Here is a 20949-nt window from a genome sequence, read left to right as displayed (position 1 = left end):
AGCTGGCAGTTGGCCTACGACGGCGGCTGTTCCCCCAGGGGAGCAGCCGCCGTCGTTTTTTGGTTCCGCCACCGTGGTGGCTGGGCGGTGCAGGCCCGCGCCTAGACTGAAGTCCATGACCGGTGAAAAGGATCTCCCCACGCTTCTGGCAGCCATGCATCCCGTCCGCCGCGGAGGCGAGTTCGTCTATGTCCTGTGGCCGCACGGCAGGCCGCTGGCCGGCGGAATCATGGCCGCCGTCCGGGAAGCCGAGGGGCTGACCGTTGTGATGCCCCGGGCCGACGCGGACAGCATGGGGCTGTCCTACGACTTTGTCGGGGCCTGGATAACCCTTGAGGTGCATTCCTCGCTGGAAGCGGTGGGTTTGACGGCCGCCGTCGGCGCCGCCCTGACCGAGGCGAAGATCAGCTGCAACGTGCTGGCGGGCTTCCACCATGACCATCTCCTGGTGCCGGTGGCCGACGCCGACCGGGCGCTGGAAGTGCTGCACGAGCTGGCGGCGGACAACCGCCGGGAAGGCCCCGCGCCGACGCTCGTGCTGCGCACGGAGCAGCCCGAAGACCGTCCCGCCATCCTGGCCCTGACGGCCGCGGCCTTCGCCGTTTCCCCGGTGACCGGACTGCCTGTGGACGGCGAGCCGGAGGAAGTTGGCCTGCTCCGGCGGCTCTTCGACTGCCCCGAGTACCTGCCGGAGTTCAGCATTGTCGCGGAACTCGACGGCGAGGTGGTGGGCCACGTCATCAGCACCCGCGGGTGGGTGGGGGAGCTCGAGCTCCTGGGACTCGGGCCGATCAGCGTCCTGCCGCGGCTGCAGCGCCACGGCATCGGCACCGCGCTCATGAAGGAGACTGTGGCGCGGGCCAACGCCGCGGGGGAGCGGGGGATCGCGCTACTGGGCAGCCCCGAGTACTACTCCCGCTTCGGCTTCGTGCCGTCCACGTCCCTCGGGGTGGAGCCGCCGGAGGCAGGCTGGGGCGCCCACTTCCAGCTTCTCCCGCTCGCCGTCTGGCCCGGCGGCGTGAGCGGCACCTTCCGTTACGCAGGCCCTTTTTCGGGCTGATCCGGCCCGCGACGGGATACCATGGACCGGGCGCCCCAGTAGCCCAATTGGCAGAGGCAGCGGACTTAAAATCCGCGTGTTGTGGGTTCGAGTCCCACCTGGGGCACATCTTTACGCTACGCAGTGTTGTTGTCCCTCGACGCCGCACGTTGGCCCCACGCCGCGCCGCTCCGCTGGCGGCCCGTTTCCCGGTTCTGTCCTGTCCCTTGATGCCTCCGCCGCGCGCCAAAAGACCGCAGGGAACCGTCCAGATTTCCTCTATGCAACGAGTGTTATAAGGATGTGACCGTAGTCACTTATTTTCGCGTCAAATTTGCACTAGCTTGAAGTGGAATCAGGAACACCTGATCTTTCGCGTCAAAGGCCGTTCGCACCTTTAGATCGAGGAGCTTGTACATGACTTCACTCCCCCAGGTTGCGCCCCGCATCGCTAAGCTGACAGCGCTTAGCATCGGCGTCGCCCTTCTGGCTACGGCTTGTGGTGGTTCGTCCACCCCGAGTTCGTCGGGCTCCAGCTCAGCCGCGGCCGCCGGCATCGCTTGCCCGGCCCCCAGCGCCTCCGGCGCCGGAACCACCGCCGCTAACGCGGGCGGGTCCGTCCCCGCCTCGGCCACCACCACCGAAACGCCCCTGAAGATCGGCTCGCTCCTGCCGACCACGGGTTCCCTCGCCTTCCTCGGCCCGCCCGAAATTGCCGGCGTGAACCTTGGCATCAAGGAGATCAACGACGCCGGCGGCGTCCTGGGCAAGCCGGTCGAGGTCATCCACCGTGACTCCGGTGACACCAAGACCGACATCGCCACCCAGTCCACCACGGCACTGCTCGGGCAGGGCGTCAGCGCAATCATCGGCGCAGCCTCCTCGGGCGTATCCAAGACCGTGATCAACCAGATCACCGGCGCCGGCGTGGTCCAGTTCTCGCCGGCCAACACGTCCCCGGACTTCACCACCTGGGATGACAAGGGCCTCTACTGGCGCACCGCCCCCTCGGACGTGCTCCAGGGCAAGGTCCTCGGCAACTACATGGCGTCCTGTGGAGCTCAGACCCTGGGCATGATCGTGCTCAACGACGCTTACGGCACGGGCCTGGCAAAGAACGTCCAGGCCGCTTTCGAGGCAGCCGGCGGCAAGGTTGTTGCCCAGGAACTCTTCAATGAAGGCGACTCCCAGTTCAGCAGCCAGGTGGACAAGGTTCTCGCCGCCAAGCCGGACGCCATTGCCCTGATCACCTTCGACCAGGCCAAGAGCATTGTCCCCCTCATGACGGGCAAGGGCGTCAAGCCCAACCAGATCTTCATGGTGGACGGCAACATGTCCGACTACAGCAAGGATTTCCAGCCGGGAACCCTCAAGGGCGCCCAGGGCACCATCCCGGGCACTTTCGCCAAGGATGACTTCAAGAAGAAGCTCCTGGCGATTGACCCGGCGCTGAAGGACTACAGCTACGCAGGCGAGTCCTACGACGCAGTGAACCTGATCGCGCTGGCGGCCGAGGAAGCCAAGAGCACCAAGGGCGTCGACATCGCCGCACACCTGAAGGACGTTTCCCAGGGCGGCGAGAAGTGCAACGACTTCCCGTCCTGCGTCACCCTGCTCCGTAACGGCAAGGACATCGACTACGACGGCCAGTCCGGTCCAGTCACGTTCTCCGACGCCGGCGACCCCACGGAAGCGTACATCGGCATCTACGAGTACAAGGATGACAACACCTACGTCCCCGTCAAGGAAGAATTCGGCAAGCTGTAAGCCGCTTCCCCTCGACACACCGAAGACCCCCGTCCTTCACCGGGCGGGGGTCTTTTGCGTCTCCGGAGACCCGGGGCAACAGCTCCGGGTCCGTGGAACCAGGCGGGGGCTACGGAGCCGGCTGGGCGCCACGGAATCGGCAATACGCTACGGAACCGGACGAGGGCTGCCCGGATCCGAGGGGCGCTGGTCCGGAACCGGTGCGGAAACGGGACCTGAGGACGCCGGGAGTGGACCGGCTTCGTGGGGTCGGCTCCGGCGGGCGAAGCGCTGGGAGGGGTGCTGTGTGCCATAGGGAGGCCGCGGAACTGGCAATACGCTACGGAATCGGCAATACGCTACGGAACCGGACGAGGGCTGCCCGGATCCGAGGGGCGCTGGTCCGAATCCGGTGCGGAAACTGGCTCGGGTGAGGGGCCCGCCGGGTGGGCCCACGGCGGCAGGGATCTCTGTCCGGGCGTGCCTGGGGAGGGAGCCGCCGGGGAGCGCGATGCGCAGGCGCCTGGCAAGTGGCTGCGGAGGCGCCCGGTGGGGCTAAGTGCGCCCGGAGCCTCCAGCGGGTGCAACTTCCCGCTACCGCGCACGCCGGGCATGCAAAAGGGCCGCCACCGGCTGGTGACGGCCCCTCTGCTCGGGATACTGCCCGAAGCAGAACTACTCGACGGTGTCCGCGAGCGTTCCCAGGTAGAGCTGGATGACCTTGGGATCCTTCATGAGCTCCCGGCCCGTGCCCGTGTACGCGTCCTTGCCCTGGTCCAGCACGTAGCCGCGGTCACAGATCTGCAGGCAGCGGCGCGCGTTCTGCTCCACCATGATGACGGAGACGCCGGCCCGGTTGATCTCGTGGACCCGCAGGAACGTCTCATCCTGCTTGACAGGGGAGAGGCCGGCCGACGGCTCATCGAGCAGCAGCACGGCCGGATCCATCATGAGCGCCCGGCCCATGGCCACCATCTGGCGCTCGCCGCCGGAGAGCGAACCGGCCCGCTGCGCGCGCCGCTTGCCCAGCTCCGGGAACAGGCTGGTGACGAAGTCGAAGCGCTGGGAGAAGTCCTTGGGCCGCTGGAACATGCCCATCTGCAGGTTCTCCTCGATGGTCAGGGCCGCAAACACGTTGTTGGTCTGCGGCACGAACCCGACACCCCGGCTGACGAGCTTGTTGGCCTTGAGCCCGGTGATGTCCTGCCCGCGGACCACCACGGAGCCGGAGTGGACCTTGACCAGGCCGAACATGGCCTTCAGCAGCGTGGACTTGCCGGCGCCGTTGGGGCCGATGATGCCGATCAGTTCGCCCTTCCGGGCCTCGATGCTGCAGCCGTTGAGGATATTGACACCGGGAATGTAGCCGGCCACGAGGTCGGTGACCTTGACGACCGAGTCCCCTTCGAAGGCGGGATGGGCGGAGGGTGCCGCGCTGGTGGCGCTCATTCTGTGTCCTTCTCTGTGCGGTTCGGCTGCGCTGTGCTGCCCGACTCATCAGTGCGGTTCGGCTCCTCGGAGCTGCGGCGGCCGTGCGCTGTCCCGTTCGGCTCCTCCGCCTCCGTGGTGAGGACGTCGGCGGAGATGATGCCGGCGTTTTCAGTGCCGACGATCGAGTCCTCGTCGGCCACCAGCTCGGCGGCCAGTTCCTTGATGCCCTCAGCGTCGCCGAGGTCGACGTCGTGGTGGGCGCCGAGGTAGGCGTCGATCACTGCGGGGTTCTTCATGACCTCGGCGGGCGGGCCCTCGGCGACGATCTTGCCTTCGGCCATGACGACGACCCAGTCGGCAATGTGCCGGACCATGTGCATGTCGTGCTCGACGAACAGGACCGTCATGCCCTCGGACTTGAGGTTCTTGATGTGATCGAGCAGCGACTGCGTCAGGGCCGGGTTCACGCCGGCCATCGGCTCGTCCAGCATCACGAGCTTGGGCCGGACCATGAGCGAGCGTGCCATTTCGAGCAGCTTGCGCTGGCCGCCGGACAGGGACGCCGCGTAGTCGTCCTTTTTGGCGTCCAGCTTGAACTTCTCCAGCAGCACGTTCGCTTCCTGGGTGATCTTCTTCTCCTGGCCGCCCCAGATGCCCTTGAACAGGGCCTTGGAGAGCCTCTCGCCGGACTGGTTGGAGGCGCCCAGACGCATGTTCTCCATGACGGTGAGCTTGCCCATGACCTTGGTGAGCTGGAAGGTGCGCACCATGCCCATCCGGGCGACCTTGTAGGAGGAGACACCCGCAATGCTCTGGCCTTCGAACTGCCAGCTGCCCGAATTTGGGGTGTCGAATCCGGTCAGGAGGTTGAACAGGGTGGTCTTGCCGGCACCGTTCGGGCCGATTAGCGCCGTGATCTTGTGACGCGGGATCTCGAGGTGCTGGACGTCGACGGCGTTGATGCCGCCGAAGCTGCGGGTGACGTTTTCGGCCACCACGATCGGATCACGCTTCTTGCAGCCGGGGGCGATCTCTCCGGCGGCGATCGGACGGGTGTCCGTCATGTAGTCGGTCTCTTCCGACATGCGGGGTTCGCCGCGCGACTCTTCGCTTGGAATGCTCATGCGAATGCCAGCTCCTTCTTGTTGCCGAGGACGCCCTGGGGCCTAAAGATCATCAGCAGCATGAGCGCCACGCCGACCAGGATGTAACGCAGCTGCCCGGCCTGGACCGTGTTCAGCCAGGTGATGGTCCCGGACTCGATCAGGCCATAGAGGATGCCCTGGGTGAGCGAAAGCACCACCCAGAAGATCATGGCGCCGACCACCGGGCCAAGGACGGTGCCCAGACCGCCCAACAGCAGACAGGTGTAGAGGAAGAAGGTCAGTTCCGTGCCGTAGTTGGCAGGCTGGACCGCGCCGCGGGGGATCGTGAAGATCATGCCCGCCAGGGCACCGAGCACGCCACCGATGATGAGGGCCTGCATCTTGTAGGCGTAGACGTTCTTGCCGAGCGACCGGACGGCGTTCTCGTCCTCGCGGATGCCCTTGATGACCCGGCCCCACGGGCTGCGCATCAGCAGCCAGACCAGGAGGCAGAACACGGCCACAACGGCCCAGGCAACCACCCGGATGAAGAAGTCGCGGTTGTTCATGCCGATATAGGTCCCCGGAGGGAAGGGGTTCATGGCGTAGAAATCGCCCTCGAAGGCCGCCAGGCCGTTGGCCGAACCGGTGACGGCGGTCAACTGGTTGGTCGTGACGACATAGCGCACAATTTCCGCCGCCGCGATGGTCACGATGGCCAGGTAGTCAGCCCTGAGCCGCAGCGTCGGGATGCCCAGCAGGAGGGCAAAGATGGCCGAACAGACGACGGCGACGAGCAGTCCGACGAAGAACGGCACGTGGAACGTCAGGGTGGAGATGGCGAAGCCGTAGGCTCCCACCGCCATGAAGCCCGCCTGGCCGAAGTTGAGCAGGCCGGCATAGCCGAAGTGGACCGCAAGGCCAAGGGTGGCCAGGGCGTAGGCAGCCGTCGTCGGGCTGAACAGTTCGCCGGCGGCGCTGGAAAAAATGAATCCGAAATCCATGGCTGTCTCCTAACCCACGCGCTCGCGGCGGCCCAAAATGCCCTGAGGCCGGAACAAGAGGACAACAATCATGATGAACAACGCTCCCACGTATTTGAGGTCGGCCGCGAGGCCGAACACGGTGGTCAGCTCAACGAAGATGCCGACGATGATGGAACCGACCAGGGCGCCCCAGACCGTGCCGAGGCCGCCGAGCGTGACGCCGGCGAAGATGAGCAACAGGATCTGCGACCCCATGTCGAAGGTGACGCCGGGCCGGTAGTAGGCCCAGAGGATGCCGCCGAGGGCGGCGAGCATGCCACCGACCACCCAGACGATCCGGATGACGGAGTCGACGTCGATGCCGGAGGCCGCGGCCAGCGCCGGGTTGTCGGCCACCGCGCGGGTGGCCTTGCCGAGGCGGGTCTTGAGCAGGACGACGCCGAGGGCGGCGATCACGGCGGCACTGATGAGGAGGGACCAGAGGTTGTTGGGGGAGATGGAAACCGGACCGATCAGGATCTCAGCACTCTGTGCGAACGGCAGCTGCTGGGTGGCGCCGCCGAAGTAGAACTGGATCACATAACGCACGGCCAGAGCCAGGCCGATGCTGACGATCATCATCGGAACAAGCCCGGTTCCGCGGCGCCGCAACGGTTTCCACAGTCCCGCATCCTGGACGTAACCGAACAAGCCGCCGCCTATGATGGCCAGGATGATGGCCAGCCAGAACGGCAGGTGCATGGCGTTGAAGGCGAACACCAGGACGGCGCCCAACGTGACCATCTCACCGTGGGCGAAGTTCGTCAGACCCGTGGTGCCGAAGATCAGCGAGAGGCCGACGGCCGCCAGGGCAAGCAGCAGGCCGAAGCTCAGGCCGGCCACCAACCGGTTGAGCAGGTTCTGCCAGAAGTTCTGCTCCTCGACGACAATGCCCTTGCCAAAGGCGAAGATCACCGAAAGGTTCGAGGTCTGACTGAAGGTGACCTTGCGGGGGTTCTCCTGGCCCTCGGCGAGCTTGATACCCTTCGGGAGCGTCGAGTCATCGAGTTTGACCACGTAGGTTCCCTGGGTGGGGACTCCGATGGTCCAGGCGCCGTTGGCTCCGGATTTTGTGGTTCCCGTGAAGTCGCCGTTCGTGGCGGTGATGGTGACCCCGGCGATCGGCGCGCGGTCGTCGCCGCGCAAGAAGCCGCTGATGCTGTTGGTGAACTCGGTAGCCGACGGGGATGGTGTCGGCGAGGGGGTCGTAGCGCTGGATGCCGGGGCAACGATGAGCAGTAGCGCGGCTATGGCGGCACATACGGCCCCCACAGTCCTCAATAGTCTGCCGCGCCGTCGCTGCGACAGGCCGCTCGTTGTGCTTCTCAAATTGAAAACCTCCACATGGGGGTGCTGTGGGTTGCGCCTTTGCAACCGCTGCGAACGGTCAGGGATCCGGCTTGTGATGTCCGTCACCCTGTGTGGCCTATGCTACAGCCCGGGCGGCCTAATGAATGCCGCTGCGAGCAGGCAGAACGTCGCGATCGGGTAACAACCGTGAAGTCGCGCCGGAGCCTCACTTTAGGGTTGCTAAAGAAAACTTTTGTTGAGTCCGAGTATGCCTAAACAGTGGGACAACGGGGCTCCGATCCGCGCGGCCCGGCCCGGGACGCGTGCCGTCGCCGGGCGGGGGTCAGCCGGGCCAGTTCAGCCAACTCGCCGGAGCCGGGGCTCCAAGCTTTTTCCAAGTGCTCCCGGGTTATGGTGCGAAGAGCGCCAGAACCTGGAGCCCAGTGCGGGAGTCCAGTGCCGAGGTCCAGAACCGAAGTCCGGACGCCACGTCCGGGTCCCTCAGTCCGGAACCCGGGTCCGGTGCCGATAGCAGGGGCCGATCTTGGAGGGCCGACCGATGAACCGGGTGGTCAAGCTATGCCTCGCGGGCTCAGTTGTGCTGGCGATTCTGGGTATTCCCGCGCTCAGCCTCGGCCCCGTGACTGCCGGGGCACAAGCCTGCACGCCGTCTGTCGGGCCACCTTCCGTTCCTTATCCGGGGACGGCAGCGGCAGCTTCCAGTTTCGAAGCGGGCACGCTGGACGGGTTCGGCGTTTCCACTTCCGGGACAGGTCATGTCTCGGTGTCCGCCGGGCTGTCGCACTCCGGAAACTGCGCCGCCGTCCTGCACACCACCACGGCGCCCGGCTCCATGGCCAAGATGACGGTGGGCCTGACGCCCGGGACCACAGAAGCGTATGCGGACGGCTGGTTCAACATCGCTGGAGAGGGACAGGTGGGGAACAACGTTCCCTACTTCCGGTTCTTTTCCGGCCGCCTGCGCGTCATGGATGTCTTCCGTCAAAACGTCTCCCATGAGCTGATGCTCCGGATTTCTACACCCGAAGGCTTCACGTACACCACCCTGCGGCAGGATGTGCCCACGAATTCCTGGCACCGGCTGGTCATGCATGTTGTCCCGAACGGTCCCGGGACGAACGTCCAAATCTGGTGGGACGGGCGTTCCGTCTATGCGGGCACGGTCAGCATTCCGGCGACGACGGTGGATATGGTGCAACTCGGCTCCGAACACGACCAGCAAATGGCCGACATCTACGTCGACGACGTCATCGTCACCAGCGGCACGGGAACGCCGGCGCCGGTTCCCGGCCCGCTCCCGGAGTCAAAGGGGGATCCGTCGAAGCCCTTCAACGACTTCCGCGGGGACGGACAGGCGGTTGTGCTGGCCGCGGGGACTCTGGCCGCGGACACCGTTGTCCGGCGTGGCCGGCGCCCCGTGCGAATGGCCCGGGCCTGATCCGGCACCGCCGATCCCTCGCCTTCAGGTCACGGTTCGGTTGCGGCGGCCGCAAGGGGGAACTATCCCTCCCTGCCGCCCGTGGGAATTGGTAGCGTGACTATGTACAGTCCCATTCGTATTGTCCGCATTTAGTTATCCGCACCGTAATAATTCGCACCGTAATTATCCGCATCGCACCGGATCAACCCCGCACCCTAATCTTGGAGGACACCCGTAATGGCACCTGGCGGAAACCCGATCTTCAGCGGAAAGAATTTCCGCGAAGCCACCCAGGCACCGCCTGCCCCGCAGGCTCCGTACGGTCAAGGCTCTTACGGCCAAGGCCCCTACAGCCAGAACTCCTATGGCCAGAACGCCTATGGGCAGGCCCCGCAGGGGATGACCCAGGAACAGCTCCAGGACCTGTACAACCGGCCGGCGGCCGGCCCCGCTGACATCGGCCGGATGACGTACGACGACGTCATCATCAAGACTGCCGGGTGCCTCGCCGTTCTGGTGGTCGGCGCCGCAATGGCGCTCGCGGTCCCGCAGGGCACCGGGTCCATGCTGATGATCCTTGGCGCGCTGGGCGGCTTCGCCCTCGCCATGGTCAACACCTTCAAGAAGCAGCCGTCTCCGGCGCTCATCCTGGCCTACGCGCTGCTGGAAGGCTTCTTCCTCGGTGGCCTGACCCGTATCCTCGACAACCTGTACCCGGGAGTCGGCATCCAGGCCGTCGTCGGGACGCTTTCCGTCTTCGCGGTGACGCTGGTGCTGTTCAAGAGCGGCAAGGTCCGGGCGACGCCCAAGCTCATGCGGTTCTTCATGATCGCGCTGATCGGCTACGCGGTGTTCGCGCTCGTCAACCTCGTCATGATGTGGACCGGGGCCGTGAACACGCCGTTCGGCCTGAGCACCAGCGTGGAGATCTTTGGCATCCCGCTCGGCGTCTTCATCGGTGTGCTGGCGATCGGCCTGGCCGCGTTCTCGCTGATCATGGACTTCACCAGCATCGAGGCGGCCATCAGCGCCGGAGCCCCGCAGCGTTTCTCATGGACCGCCGCGTTCGGCCTCACGGTCACGCTCGTCTGGCTCTACGTCGAAATCATCCGCCTGCTGTCGATTCTCCGCGGCAACGACTAACCGCCGTCGTTTCCGGAACGCACTGGTTGTCCAACCTGCTTTCCGAGTAAGGGCCCCGCCGCTGGCGGGGCCCTTCGATTTTCCCGGCCGGCGGCCCCGGCCGGGTGCTCCCGGCAGCGCCGCCTTAGCGGGACAGCGTCAGCTGAGCCGTTCGAACACTACCGCCATGCCCTGGCCGCCGCCGACGCACAGCGTGGCGAGGCCGAGGGAGGCGTCCCGGGCGCGGAGCCCGTTGAGCAAGGTGATGGTCATTCGTGCGCCGGTCATGCCGAAGGGGTGTCCGAGGGCGATCGCGCCGCCGTGGACATTCAGCTTGTCCTGATCGATGGCCAGCTCCCGCGCACTGGCCACGACCTGGACGGCAAAAGCCTCGTTGAGCTCCACGAGATCGATGTCGCGGACGGTCAGCCCGGCGAGGCTGAGCGCCCGGCGGGTGGCCTCGACCGGGCCCATGCCCATCAGCTCCGGGGACAGGGCGCTGACACCCGTGGAGACGATCCGGGCTCCCCATCATTGAGCGGGCACGCATTGCCGGCCGTCACGGTGCCGCCGTTGCGGAAGACCGGCTGCAGGGCGCTGACGGCCTCGGCCGTCACGCCGGGCCGCGGTGAATCGTCGCGATCGACCACCGAGCCGTCGGCACGGGTGTAGGGCGCGATTTCGCGGGCGTAGAACCCGGCGGCGATGGCCGCCTCGGCCCGGTTCTGGCTGAGCACCGCCCAGGCGTCCTGCTCCGCGCGGCCGATGCCATAGCTCGTCGCAACGTTCTCCGCCGTCTGGCCCATGGCGATGTATACGTCCGGCATCCGGCCTCCCAGCCGCGGATCGGTCCACGGCGTGTTGGCGGCCGCGGTGGCCGCAGAGCGTTCCCTGGCCGCCTCGAAGCGCGGGTTGTGGGTGCTCGCGTCGGTCTCGCCGGCGCCGGCCCAGTCCCGGTAACGGGACACCGACTCCACGCCGGCGGCAACGAACGCCTGTCCCTCGCCGGCTTTGACGGCGTGAAATGCCATCCGGAGCGTCTGCAGGCTGGAAGCGCAGAAACGGTTGATGGTGGCCGCGGGAACGTGGTCCAGCCCGGCCAGGATGCTGACCACCCGGGCCATGTTGGAGCCGGCCTCGCCGCTCGGTTCGGCGCAGCCCAGATAGATGTCATCCAGGCCGCGGCCCGGCCCGGCAGCCGCGTCGAACGCCGGGATTCCGGCGAGGGCCGTCGTGACCATAGCGGCGGCGAGATCGTCCGGCCGCTCGTCTTTCAGCGAGCCCTTGAAGGCACGCCCGATGGGGCTTCTGGCAGTGGAAACGATGACGGCCTCTGGCATGCGCCCAGACTACGCCCCGCCTACGCCAGTCGCATGGCCCCGGCCGCGGGGCGGACGCCGAAGATCTCCGGTGCGGCATACCCCGCCTGCGCGAAGGCCCGTTCGACGGCGGAACGCACCCGATGCGCCGAGCCCGCGGGGGTCAGGGCGATCGCGGAGCCGCCGAAGCCGCCGCCGGTCATGCGCGCGCCGATCGCGCCGGCCGACCGCGCCGTATCCACGGCAAGGTCCAGTTCGGCGCAGGAGATCTCGAAGTCATCCCGCATCGAGGCGTGGGAGGCATCCAGCAAAGGGCCGATGGCGGCCGGGCCCAGGGAGTCCAACAGCTCGACTGTCTGCAGCACACGGTCGTTCTCCGTGACCACGTGGCGGACGCGTCGAAACGTCTCCGCGTCGAGGAGCCCGCTGGCCTCCTCGAGGTCCTCCAGTCCGACGTCGCGCAGGGCCGCTACGCCGAGCACTTCGGCGGCAAGTTCGCACGATTCCCTCCGGGCCGCGTACTCACCGTCGGCGTGGGAATGCGAGACCTTGGTGTCGATGACCAGCAGCACCAGCCCCGCGGCGTCGGCGTCGAACGGCACCAGGCGGACGCTCTGATCCCGGCAGTCGAGGAAGACGGCGTGGCCGGCCGTGGCCCGGAGCGAGGCCGACTGGTCCATGATGCCGGTGGGCGCGCCGACGAAGTCGTTTTCGGCCCGCTGGGTAGCCAGGACCATCTCCTGGGCGGAGAGCCCGGCGGCCGTGAGCTCGTTCAGCGCGGAGATCACGGCGCATTCGATCGCATGCGAGGACGACAGGCCGGCGCCGCGGGGGACGTCGGAATCCAGAAGCAGGTCCACGCCGGGGATCGGGAGACCCTGCTGCTGCAGGGCCCAGATGACGCCGAGCGGGTACTTGGTCCAGCCCCGGGCGCCGGCGCGGGTCAGGGCGCCGATGTCCGCCGTCGTCAGCCCCTGGTTCCCAAAGGTGGACAGCATGCGCACGCTGGAGTCCGGCCGGACCCTGACGGCCACCCGGGCTGCCCGGTCGATCGCGAACGGCAGGACGAAGCCCTCGTTGTAGTCCGTGTGCTCGCCAATGAGGTTGACGCGTCCGGGTGCCCGCCACACGCCGTCGGGCCGGGCGCCAAAGACCGACTCAAACCGCGCGGCAAGCCCGCCGCTGTCCAGGGAAGGGTTCATGGCCTGGCACCTGCGCTTCTGGAAGTCATGGATCCAAGGTATACGGGTTGCCGGGTGGTCTGTACGGTGGTCACCATGGATCTCACAGCGACACATTCTGCATCCGGCACTGCATCTTCCGCCAATGGCGCCGTGCGGCGGTACGCGTCCGGGCGGCAGTACGAGCTCCGGCGCGGCGACGCCCTGGCCGTCGTCACCGAACTCGCCGCCGGGCTGCGCCTCTACAGCCGCGGCGGCACGGCCCTGACCGAGACCTACGGCGACGCTGACATCCCGCCCGGCGCCACCGGGATCACCCTGGCGCCCTGGGCCAACCGGGTGGAGGACGGCGTCTGGCATCTAAACGGCAAGAAACTGCAGCTCGACATCACCGAGGTCTCCCGCAACAACGCCAGCCATGGGCTGCTGCGGAACTCTTCCTACGAACTCGTGGACGAGGACGAATTCTCCGTCACCCTGGAAGCGGCCGTGTTCCCGCAGCACGGCTACCCGTTCCTGCTGAGGCACCGGGTCCGCTACGAACTGGCCGAGGACCTCGGGCTGGTGGTGCGCCAGACCCTCATCAACGACTCCCAGGATCCCGCGCCGTTCGTGCTCGGCGCCCACCCCTACCTGCGGCTGGGGGACGTGCCCAGCGAGGAGCTCACGGTCAGCGTGAATGCCCGGACCCGGCTTGTCGCCGATGACCGCCTCATTCCGCGCAGCACCACGCCGGTTGGCGGCGAGTTCGATCTGCGCGACGGCCGGCCGGTGGGGGACCTGGACCTCGATTCGGCCTATACGGACCTGGAGTTCGACGGTGGCGTCGCCCGGCATACGCTGCGGGCACCTGACGGGCGGACGGTAAGCCTCTGGCAGGACGCGAACTGCGCGTACGTCCACGTCTTCGTGACGACGGAATTTCCGGGCCGGACGAAGGCGGTCGCGATTGAGCCGATGACCGGGCCGGCCAATGCGTTCAACAGCGGCGAGGGACTTCGCTGGCTGGCGCCGGGGGAGCAGTTCTCCATGAGCTGGGGCATCTCCTCCTCGCTGACGGCCGCTGCGGACTGACCCGGAGAGCCGGACGCCGTTTGCTGGTTTCCACTTGCCCGTTGCCGGTTTCCTATTGAACGGCTGCTAGGGAATTATGGGGCTATGACGCCAGCTGAGGACGCCGCACCCGCCACAACACCCGCCATTTCCGCGGCCGGGGCCGGATCCCGTGCCGGGGCCCGGGTGCGGACCGACCGACAGATTGACCAGGACATTCCCTACGGCGTGCGGATCGCCGCCGCCTGGGCGTGGCGCGCCGGGCTCATCCTGCTGGTGCTAGGGGGCCTGATCTGGCTGCTCAGCCATGTCAGCTTCCTCATCATCCCGGTGATGGTGGCCGCCCTGCTGGCGGGGCTCCTCAGCCCTGCCGTGCGCTGGATGGCCAAGCGGAGCGTGCCCAAAGGGCTCGCCGTCGCCATCACGGTCCTCGGTTTCATCGGCCTGATCATCGGCGCCCTGACACTGGTGGGGCGCCAGCTCGCCCAGGGGTTCGGGGAGCTGTGGTCCCAGGCACTCACGGGCGTCCAGCAGGTCCAGACCTGGCTGTCGGAAGGCCCTCTGCAGCTGACGGCCGCCCAGATCGACAAATACGTCCAGGAAGGCACGGCCGCGCTGCAGAACAACAGCAGCAGTATCCTCAGCGGTGCCCTGACGTTCGGGAGCACGGCCGGGCACTTCGCCGCAGGCCTGGTACTGGCGCTGTTCGTGCTGATCTTCTTCCTGCTGGAAGGTGAGAGGATCTGGGCCTTCCTGGTCAGTCTCATGCCCCGGAACGCGCGCCGCGCCACCGACGGTGCGGGCCGCCGCGGCTGGACGTCCATGGTCAGCTACGCGCGCATCCAGATGTTCGTCGCGTTCGTGGACGCTGTGGGAATCGGCGTCGGCGCCGCCATCATCGGCGTGCCGCTCGCGCTGCCGCTGGGCGTGCTGGTTTTCCTCGGTTCCTTCATCCCGGTGGTCGGCGCGCTGGTCACCGGCGCCATCGCCGTTCTGCTGGCACTTGTCGCCAACGGACCGGTCAACGCCCTGATCATGCTGGCGATCGTGCTCCTGGTCCAGCAACTGGAAAGCCACATACTGCAGCCGCTCGTCATGGGCAAGGCCGTATCCCTCCACCCCGTGGCCGTGATCCTGGCGGTCGCAGCCGGTTCCTACCTCGCCGGGATCCCCGGTGCGCTCTTTTCCGTTCCGCTCCTCGCCGTAGCAAACTCGTCGATTCGCTACATTGCCGGCAGAACGTGGGAACATGATGAAGTGCTGGCAACCGCGGGACCAGGGCGAAGCCCTGCCCCCGAGCCCGGCGCAGATACCACCTTCACAGACGTCCACCTGCCGGGCCGAACGCCCGGCCGCGAGGGCGCCGCACCCAACAGCGGTGCTCCGGGCAGCGATGCCGGACGGGGCACCGACGCCTGATCCGAAGAAGGAGAACAGTTCGTGAATACCCTTGAGAGCCTGCCCGTCACGCTGGACGATGTCCTGGAGGCGCAGAAGCTGCTCGACGGGATTATTACGCGGACACCCGTGGAGTCATCGCGGGCCCTCGGCACCATGGTGGGCGGCGAGGTCTTCCTCAAGTGCGAAAACCTGCAGCGCGCCGGGTCGTTCAAGGTCCGCGGCGCCTATGTGCGCATGGCCAAGCTCTCTGACGCCGAGAAGAAGCGCGGCGTCGTGGCGGCCTCCGCCGGAAATCATGCCCAGGGCGTTGCCGTCGCGGCCAAGAGCCTCGGCATCAAGGCCCGCATCTACATGCCGCTCGGCGTCGCACTGCCCAAGCTCGCCGCCACCCGCAGCCACGGCGCCGAAGTGGTGCTGCACGGCCACAACGTGGACGAGGCGTTGGCCGAGGCCAAGCGCTATGCCGATGAAAGCGGCGCGGTCTTTGTCCACCCCTTCGATGACGTCGACGTCGTCGCCGGTCAGGGCACGGTGGGGCTGGAAATCCTGGAGCAGGTCCCGAACGTGGACACCATCCTCATGGGCGTCGGCGGCGGCGGACTCCTCGCCGGCGTTGCCGTCGCCGTGAAGGCCCGTGCCAAGGAGCTCGGACGCGAAATCCGCATCATCGGTGTCCAGGCCGAGAACGCCGCCGCCTACCCGCCCTCGCTCGCCGCGGACGCCCTCGTGCCGCTCAAGAAGGTCTCAACCATGGCGGACGGTATCGCCGTGGGCCGGCCGGGTCAGCTGCCGTTCAGCATCATCCGCGAGCTCGTCGACGACGTCGTCACCGTCAGCGAAGACGCCCTGGCCAGGGCGCTGATCTTCCTGCTGGAACGCGCCAAGATGGTGGTTGAGCCCGCCGGGGCCGTCGGCGTCGCGGCGCTCATGGAAGGCAAGATCGAGAACCCCGGCACCGTGGCGGTGGTCCTCTCCGGCGGCAACATCGACCCCATGCTGATGCTCAAGGTGATCCAGCGCGGTCTGTCCGCTGCCGGCCGCTACATGACTGTGCGGATGATGCTTGATGACCGTCCGGGCTCGCTCGCGACAATTGCCCGCATCATCGCCGAGAACGACGCCAACGTCACCGGACTGGACCACACCCGGGTGGGCGGCTCCATCAGCATGGGCGACGTCTCCATCACGGTCAACCTGGAAACCAAGGGCCACGAGCACTGCAGCCAGGTCCTGGCGGCGCTCCGGGCCGAGGGCTTCCAGCCGATCGTGGTGCACTAGGGGCCGGGGTGCTGGACGCGTCTCCCGGCGGGCAGCCGGGAGCAGGGGACTCTCCCGGGGCGCGGGCCCGCACGGGCCTGCTGGTGGTGGGCTCCTTCGTGGTGCTGCTCTACCTGATCGAGATTGTCAACACCGCGTTATTCCATTCCCTGAACCGCATATTCGGCCTGCGGCCGCGCAGCATGGACGGGATCCTGGACATCCTGACGTTTCCGCTGCTGCACGCGAGCCTCGCCCATCTGATGTCCAACACGCTCCCGTTGATCATTTTCGGGTTTATCGTGTTCCTGTCCGGGCGGCGGGTCTTCATCACGGCCCTGGCCGCCAGCTGGCTGGCGTCCGGAATCGTGGTGTGGCTCATCGGCGGAACCAGCGTCACCGTCGGCGCGTCCGGACTGGTGTTCGGGCTGTTCGCGTTCCTGCTGGTCCGCGGCTTCTTCAACCGGAACTGGTGGCAGATCGTGCTGTCCGTGGTGCTGTTCATGGCCTACGGCGGGATCCTCTTCGGCGTGCTGCCCACCGTGGCAAGTTTCGTCTCGTGGCAGGCGCACCTGGGTGGGGCGATCGGCGGCGTCGCAGCGGCCGTGCTGCTGAGCACACGGCGCCCGCGGTCGCTGCCCGCCGGGCGCTAACCCGCGCACACTGACCTGCCACACCGACCTGCCACACTGATCCGCAATGCTTAACCGCCGTGCTGATCCACCAAGCAGGCAGAAAAAGGCGACGCCGGCCTCCCCGCGAGGGGGAGACCGGCGTCGCTATTTTTCGTAAAGGTGTTCCGTGCGGGAACGTGTGCTGCGGTGCTAGCCGGCGTACGGCTTGGCGGACATGATCTCCACCGTGATGTCCTTGCCGTTCGGGGCGGTGTAGCTGAGCTTGTCGCCCTCCTTGTGGCCGACGATCGCCGCGCCGAGGGGGGACTTCTCGCTGAAGACGTCCAGGTCCGAGTCGCCGGCAATCTCGCGGGAGCCGAGCAGGAAGGTTTCCTCGTCGCCGGCAATCTTGGCCACGACGATCATGCCGGGCTCCACGATGCCGTCATCGGCCGGGGCTTCGCCGACGTGGGCGTCCCGCAGAAGGGCCGTGAGCTGGCGGATGCGGGCCTCGATCTTGCCCTGCTCCTCCTTGGCGGCGTGGTAGCCGCCGTTCTCCTTGAGGTCGCCCTCCTGGCGCGCGGCTTCGATCTTCTGGACGATTTCTGCCCGGCCGGGGCCGGAAAGGTGGTCCAGCTCTGCCTTCAGGCGGTCAAAAGCTTCCTGGGTAAGCCAAGCCGCAGTTGCGCTGTTGGTGGTAGACACGGACTTCTCCTTTGGGTGGTCATACAAGCAAAGACCCCGCCACGGTGGCCACTTTTATGACGCAGTAACCAGCTCAGCGGGGGAAAGGTATTGATCCATTGTAGTCAATCCTGTGGATAAACCAAAGAGGACTGCGGCGTGGATCACATCGTGTTGCCATCTGGCACGGTTTGTCCCGCTGGTGCCGCCACCCGGGGCGGCTGGGGCTGGTCACGGCCGCGAGTTGAAGACGTCGGGTCCAAAACCGTCGACTCCGGGGGCACCGGCATACGCGAGGCGTGGTAGCGAGAAGATGTCTTCGATCGTGGCCAGAAGGCTGTAGTGGCTGTACGTCTTGTCCGAGATTGTGCCGCCCCGGACGAAGGGGGAGAGCACTAAGGCACCGACGCGGCCCCCGGCTGTTCCGCCGGGAACGCCCTCTGGGCCTTGTCTGGCACCGTCAGCTTCGTCAAAGGTAATGACAAGCACTCCGTCCTGTTTATAGGCCGGGGAGTCCAGAATCGCGGGTATCTGTTTCTGCAACCAGACGTTGGAGCTGACCAAGCCTCCCTCCCTGCCGTCCGCGCAGGGACTGTCATGCCCGTCATTGCATAAGTTGGGGCTGATGAAGGAAAGGTTGGGGGTGGTCGCCGCGGACTTAAGGTCCCCGGCAAATTCGGTGAAGTCGACCACGTTCTTCTGACAATCCGGCGAGGATGTGATCGCCGCGAAGTAGACAAAGGGGTTATGCCGGGTCGCGTATTGATCATCCGGTGAGGCGTCCTGGTTACCGTCCTCGGCGCCGGTCTCAGGATGCCGGCATGGACTTTTCATCCCCTCCATGTAGCCCTTCCAGGTCTTACCGGCCGCACTGAGTTGGCCCGCGACGGTCGGTACCGACGCGGGATAGATGCAGCCGGTACCTTTCACCTGCCCCGGCTCGGCGGTGCCCTCTGGTACGAAGGGGACATATGTGCCGCAATCGTTCCGGGTCATGGGGTTGGAGGCCTGCCCCGAAATCTGCGCGATGTAATTGGGAGCGGAGTGATGGGCGATTGCGTAGTAATTGGAAAGCAACACGCCCTTGGAACGAAGCGTCTCCGAGAGGTAGGGAGCGTCCGAGTCAGCGCCCCAGGCCTTGTCGAATCCTTCATTCTCGAGATTGATCACAAACACATGCCCCGGGCGGTCGGCGCGGGCGCCCGCGGCGGGCGCCTGAGGATCCGCGGCTCGCCATGGCTCGCAGCCGGAAACTGCCAGGACTATTGCCGCTGCCAGCACCAGCAGGGCGGCCGCGCCCCGGCCGATGGTTCCTTTCGACTTTCCGGGGTTCATGCGCATCCCGCTTTCTTGTTGAAGCGTGCAGCAGGGGGCCCGGCACCGCTTCGGTCACTGCCCTGCTCTCGAGACCGACGAGTCGCTGGCACCAGCATAGGTCTCCGGTCCAAGGATGTCCCTCCGCGGACACCTTTTGAGTTCATTGATTGGCGCGGCGTCGCGGTGAATGACCAGCTCCCCGCAGCCCGGCGGGTCCCGGGTGGCGCATATGCGGAGGCGTTGGCAACGGCCGGACGGGGCGCTGCGGCCAGCGGGGGGCCGCGGCCTACTTTCCCGCGTCCGGAATCCAGCAGTTGTCCACGACGGCGGAGACAGCCTGGGATTCGGTGCGCAGCTGGGTACTGTGGCCGGTGGTGTGTCCGCCGTCGGTGCCGGCATCGGTGGGGTTCGGGCCGATGTCCACGACTTTCCAGCCGACAATCGCGAACTTGGAGTCCATGGCCTTGACAGCGCACTTGGCATCCGCGGCGGGGTCCTTGGTCACCTGGAAGTCAACCTCCGTCAGGGTGGCGTCGGTGGTGCTGTAGCCGATGTCCTTGAAGCTGACGCTGGTAGTGGCCGCCGACGTCGTCACCCAGGCAAGGAAGGCGATGCCCACGGCGAGGACGGCGATCAGGATGTTGCGTTTGCCCTTGCGTGTCAGTGCGCGCTTTTGGCCGCCGTAACGATTGGCTAGGCTGGTAGGTGCCGGCGCGGCATGCTGATCCTCGGAAGTCACCAGTCCAGTTTAGTGTGGATCGGACCGGGATATATCCGCGGCGGCGGCTGACCCTGCAGGCTACGCCATGGACGGCCGGCCCGCCTGCGGGTGGCCGTGCCGTAGCAGCTCCGCAGCGTCCGGCACAACGGCATGTCCGCCACACCAGCAAGTCCGCCAGAACAGAGAACAGCAGAAAGAGGAGCCGTCCCCTGATGACAGCATCCCCCAGCCCGTCAGCACCGCTTCGTCTGCTGGCGGTCCATGCTCATCCCGACGACGAATCCAGCAAGGGTGCCGCCACCATGGCCATGTACGCCGCCTCGGGCGTGGATGTCCTGGTGGCCACCTGCACCGACGGCTCGCGCGGCGACATCCAGAACCCCGCGATGGAGGGCCAGCCGCACCCCAAGCGCGACATGGCCGGGGCCCGCCGCCTTGAGATGGACGCCGCCGCGAAGGTCCTCGGGGTCCGGCAGCGCTGGCTCGGATTCGTGGATTCCGGACTGCCGGAAGGCGATCCGCTGCCGCCCCTGCCGCCGGGCTGCTTCGCCCTGCAGCCGCTGGAGCGGGCGGCCGCGCCGCTGGTACGGCTGGTCCGGGACTTCAGGCCCCATGTGATCGTGAGCTACGACGAGAACGGAGGCTACCCGCACCCGGATCACATCATGGCGCACCGGGTGGCCGTCGAGGCTTTCGCGGCTGCCGGTGATCCCGCCCGCTACCAGGGCATCGGGGAGCCGTGGGCGCCCAGCAAGCTCTACTACGACCGCGCCTTCAGCCCGGACCGCTTCCGCGCGCTCCACTTTGCGCTGGAAGAGGCCGGCCTGCAGTCCCCGTATGCCGAGCGGCTGGCCACCTGGCTTGAGGCGGACGCCGAGGGGCACACCCCGCCGCCGCCGACGCACCCCACCACCACCCAGATCGAGTGCGGGGACTTCTTCGAAGCCCGCGACGACGCGCTCCGGTCCCACCGCACGCAGGTGGACCCGGAAGGATTCTTCTTTGCGGTATCCGCGGCCATGCAGCGCAAGGTCTGGCCGTGGGAGGACTACTCCCTGATCGAGTCGCGGATCCCGGTCGAACTGCCCGAAACGGACCTCTTCGCCGGGTTAAGATAGACGGGATAGACTTCTTCTATCCGGCGTAGAAAAGGCCCCGTAGAATTGAGGCCCCGTAGGATTAACGCCCCGTAGAAGAGGCGCCGTAGAAGAGGCGCCGAAGAA

Annotated in this window: 17 protein-coding genes, 1 tRNA gene and 1 pseudogene; 10 read left to right on the top strand and 9 right to left on the bottom strand. The window is 66.8% G+C overall.

All coding sequences use genetic code 11. From position 1 onward, the window contains the following. Positions 1-115 precede the first annotated feature (115 nt). The 3 genes from ACVWYS_RS13720 to ACVWYS_RS13710 all read left to right on the top strand — a co-directional run bounded on the left by ACVWYS_RS13720 (position 116) and on the right by ACVWYS_RS13710 (position 2806). Positions 116-1060 (top strand): N-acetyltransferase, encoded by a 945-nt coding sequence (locus ACVWYS_RS13720; RefSeq protein WP_456509901.1) that lies wholly within the window; start codon positions 116-118, stop codon positions 1058-1060. A gap of 32 nt (positions 1061-1092) precedes the next feature. Further along, a tRNA-Leu gene (locus ACVWYS_RS13715) sits at positions 1093-1166 on the top strand. A 290-nt stretch (positions 1167-1456) separates the two neighbouring features. Beyond that, positions 1457-2806: an ABC transporter substrate-binding protein gene (locus ACVWYS_RS13710; protein WP_344364226.1), complete on the top strand. Its 1350-nt coding sequence runs from the start codon at positions 1457-1459 to the stop codon at positions 2804-2806. Between the two features lie 654 nt (positions 2807-3460). Here ACVWYS_RS13710 and ACVWYS_RS13705 read toward each other — a convergent pair. The 4 genes from ACVWYS_RS13705 to ACVWYS_RS13690 are packed head-to-tail and all read right to left on the bottom strand — an operon-like array spanning position 3461 to position 7598. Beyond that, positions 3461-4234, bottom strand: a complete 774-nt coding sequence (locus tag ACVWYS_RS13705) for an ABC transporter ATP-binding protein (protein WP_116765994.1) — start codon at positions 4232-4234, stop codon at positions 3461-3463. Next, entirely contained in the window at positions 4231-5340 is a 1110-nt protein-coding gene (locus ACVWYS_RS13700; RefSeq protein ID WP_456507243.1) for an ABC transporter ATP-binding protein, read from the bottom strand. Before ACVWYS_RS13700 ends, ACVWYS_RS13705 begins: the two co-directional genes overlap by 4 nt. Then, positions 5337-6305: a branched-chain amino acid ABC transporter permease gene (locus tag ACVWYS_RS13695; RefSeq protein WP_116765995.1), complete on the bottom strand. Its 969-nt coding sequence runs from the start codon at positions 6303-6305 to the stop codon at positions 5337-5339. The genes ACVWYS_RS13700 and ACVWYS_RS13695 overlap by 4 nt, the downstream gene beginning before the upstream one ends. Positions 6306-6314: 9 nt before the next feature. Continuing rightward, positions 6315-7598: a branched-chain amino acid ABC transporter permease gene (locus ACVWYS_RS13690; protein ID WP_202615791.1), complete on the bottom strand. Its 1284-nt coding sequence runs from the start codon at positions 7596-7598 to the stop codon at positions 6315-6317. A gap of 577 nt (positions 7599-8175) precedes the next feature. On the opposite strand from ACVWYS_RS13690, the gene ACVWYS_RS13685 reads away from it, so the two are divergent. Both ACVWYS_RS13685 and ACVWYS_RS13680 read left to right on the top strand, forming a co-directional pair. Then, positions 8176-9075 carry a hypothetical protein gene (locus tag ACVWYS_RS13685; protein ID WP_456509900.1) on the top strand — a complete coding sequence of 300 codons (900 nt, stop codon included), beginning with the start codon at positions 8176-8178 and terminating at the stop codon, positions 9073-9075. Between the two features lie 219 nt (positions 9076-9294). Continuing rightward, entirely contained in the window at positions 9295-10200 is a 906-nt protein-coding gene (locus ACVWYS_RS13680; RefSeq protein WP_456507241.1) for a Bax inhibitor-1/YccA family protein, read from the top strand. Between the two features lie 138 nt (positions 10201-10338). Here the strand turns inward: ACVWYS_RS13680 and ACVWYS_RS13675 are convergent. Continuing rightward, positions 10339-11519 (bottom strand): annotated as a pseudogene (locus ACVWYS_RS13675) (acetyl-CoA C-acetyltransferase). Between the two features lie 20 nt (positions 11520-11539). Then, positions 11540-12700 carry a galactokinase gene (gene galK, locus ACVWYS_RS13670; protein WP_456507240.1) on the bottom strand — a complete coding sequence of 387 codons (1161 nt, stop codon included), beginning with the start codon at positions 12698-12700 and terminating at the stop codon, positions 11540-11542. A 75-nt stretch (positions 12701-12775) separates the two neighbouring features. On the opposite strand from galK, the gene ACVWYS_RS13665 reads away from it, so the two are divergent. The 4 genes from ACVWYS_RS13665 (at position 12776) to ACVWYS_RS13650 (ending at position 17043) form a co-directional block, all read left to right on the top strand. After that, entirely contained in the window at positions 12776-13753 is a 978-nt protein-coding gene (locus ACVWYS_RS13665) for an aldose 1-epimerase family protein (RefSeq protein WP_456507239.1), read from the top strand. A gap of 84 nt (positions 13754-13837) precedes the next feature. Beyond that, a complete protein-coding gene (locus ACVWYS_RS13660) occupies positions 13838-15151 on the top strand; it encodes an AI-2E family transporter (RefSeq protein ID WP_456507238.1) in 1314 nt (437 codons plus the stop codon). 21 nt (positions 15152-15172) lie between these two features. Further along, positions 15173-16411, top strand: coding sequence for a threonine ammonia-lyase (ilvA, locus tag ACVWYS_RS13655; protein ID WP_091250807.1), 1239 nt, complete (start codon positions 15173-15175; stop codon positions 16409-16411). An 8-nt stretch (positions 16412-16419) separates the two neighbouring features. Beyond that, positions 16420-17043, top strand: a complete 624-nt coding sequence (locus ACVWYS_RS13650) for a rhomboid family intramembrane serine protease (protein WP_116766001.1) — start codon at positions 16420-16422, stop codon at positions 17041-17043. Between the two features lie 171 nt (positions 17044-17214). Here ACVWYS_RS13650 and greA read toward each other — a convergent pair whose 3' ends face one another. From greA to ACVWYS_RS13635, 3 genes are all read right to left on the bottom strand, one after another. Then, positions 17215-17709, bottom strand: coding sequence for a transcription elongation factor GreA (gene greA, locus ACVWYS_RS13645; RefSeq protein WP_091250802.1), 495 nt, complete (start codon positions 17707-17709; stop codon positions 17215-17217). A 210-nt stretch (positions 17710-17919) separates the two neighbouring features. Beyond that, entirely contained in the window at positions 17920-19029 is a 1110-nt protein-coding gene (locus ACVWYS_RS13640) for an alkaline phosphatase family protein (protein WP_456507237.1), read from the bottom strand. A gap of 262 nt (positions 19030-19291) precedes the next feature. Further along, positions 19292-19744, bottom strand: coding sequence for a DUF4307 domain-containing protein (locus ACVWYS_RS13635; RefSeq protein WP_116766002.1), 453 nt, complete (start codon positions 19742-19744; stop codon positions 19292-19294). Between the two features lie 194 nt (positions 19745-19938). Between ACVWYS_RS13635 and mca the strand changes: the two genes are divergently transcribed. After that, positions 19939-20844 carry a mycothiol conjugate amidase Mca gene (mca, locus tag ACVWYS_RS13630; protein WP_344364195.1) on the top strand — a complete coding sequence of 302 codons (906 nt, stop codon included), beginning with the start codon at positions 19939-19941 and terminating at the stop codon, positions 20842-20844. Positions 20845-20949 lie beyond the last annotated feature (105 nt).

It is taken from the genome of Arthrobacter sp. TE12231 (assembly GCF_054062895.1).
Note: the sequence above shows the minus strand (reverse complement) of the source record. Positions and strands in the feature narration are given on the sequence as shown.